General features: G+C 62.6%; 1 protein-coding gene. It reads left to right on the top strand.

Going from position 1 to position 1,048, the window contains the following annotated elements; genetic code table 11:
- The first annotated feature begins 105 nt into the window (after nt 1-105).
- Nucleotides 106-567, top strand: coding sequence for a hypothetical protein (locus tag ACWCXX_RS41495; protein WP_451136528.1), 462 nt, complete (start codon nt 106-108; stop codon nt 565-567).
- Nucleotides 568-1,048: the final 481 nt, after the last annotated feature.

The raw sequence follows: 1,048 nt of genomic DNA, 5'->3' as shown, positions 1-1,048 counted from the left end.
CCGAATACATCCAGTATGCGGACGCCCCTCCGCCTTGCGATGCGCCGCATCTGACGCCGCGCGCTGATCCACCGGGGATTACGGGACAGCCCTTAGCGGAAGGCCATGTTGATGACGCGCCGAATACTGTCGACAGCCACAACTGTTCTGGCAACAGCGGCTGCTGCGCTGCTGTTGCCACAGACCGCGCAGGCCGCTGAGGAGATCACCGGCCCGCACTACCGGGTCTACACCAACGAATACGGCACGCCCTACATTTCGGGGGGTGGGAAGGCCGACTTCTGGCCGAACGGCGACGTTGTGCAGATTTGCGACAACGCTGCTGATGGCGCCTCCGCATATCTCTCGGTCTACGACGAGACCTCGCACGACTGGCGGTACGCGCTCACGGCAAGTGGTAACGGCGTGTGCCAGACGGCTCGTGGCAGCGACGGAGGTGTCCGCGATCTGGCGGAGGGGCACTGCATCAAGATCACGGTACAGCTGTATTACAAGGGGCCAGTCCTACCTGGTAGCGAGAAGGTGGTTTATTGGCGGAATAACAACACCTCTGGCGGGAGCTGCTGAAACGGCAGCCCAGGCAGCACGCCTGCCTCTGCGCGCAGAGCTGTCTGGGAAGTTGAGAGGCCGTTTCCCCAGGAAGACAGGTTCCTGGGAGGTGATCTGGGAGCCTGGGAGGGAACCGGGGGACAGGCGCCCCGTGATCACCGAGAGTGACTGTCTTGCTCCCGAGCGTCACGCACCCCGATCCGCCTGTCCCGTTGGGGTGTCACGCTGGCCAATCTGGCCCGGAATATCGGGCCTGAAGGCTGTTTTCGCGGCTTCCCGCCGATCTGCGTGACACGCTCCCCCTCACGGTTGCGGACCGTAGCTGCTGACTGGTGCGCCTGTGACCTGTGTCAGTGGGTGTTGATCGATTGCCAGCAAAGGCCGATCAATTGACTTCTGTGCCAGTTACTGAGGTTGAACTCGTGATGTCGTGTCCTTGCTCAGGCGGATCTGATGGTCAGGCCGGTCTCGGCGAGGCAGCCGTCTATGAGGTCGCTGC

The organism is Streptomyces sp. NPDC001732, from assembly GCF_053596315.1.
The sequence above is the reverse complement of the archived record's forward strand: the minus strand, read 5'-3'. Positions and strand labels throughout refer to the sequence as shown.